General features: G+C 74.3%; 1 protein-coding gene. It reads right to left on the bottom strand.

The features are described 5' to 3' along the window. Positions 1 to 186: 186 nt before the first annotated feature. Positions 187 to 331 (bottom strand): EamA family transporter (locus ACYAS9_RS24260; RefSeq protein WP_463570969.1); only part of this gene is annotated, 145 nt, incomplete at its 5' end.

Genomic DNA, 331 nt, shown 5'->3' with positions numbered 1-331 from the left:
CCCCCCCCCCCCCCCCCCCCCCCCCCCCCCCCCCCCCCCCCCCCCCCCCCCCCCCCCCCCCCCCCCCCCCCCCCCCCCCCCCCCCCCCCCCCCCCCCCCCCCCCCCCCCGCTCCTACAGGGTCATAGGGTCATAGGGTCATAGGGTCATAGGGTCATAGGGTCATAGGGTCATGGCGAGAGGGCGCTCAGCCTTTGCGGTAGGTCAGCAACACGATCGCGCCCACCACCACCGCGCCACCCAGCAGTTGCATCCCGCTCAGGCTCTGGTTCAACAGGGCCCAGCCGAGGATCAGGGTGGCGATCGGTTCGATGTTCATCACCGGGGCGTTC

The sequence above is a fragment of the Pseudomonas sp. HP_08 genome, assembly GCF_055284095.1.
This window is presented reverse-complemented; position numbering and strand designations above follow the sequence as displayed.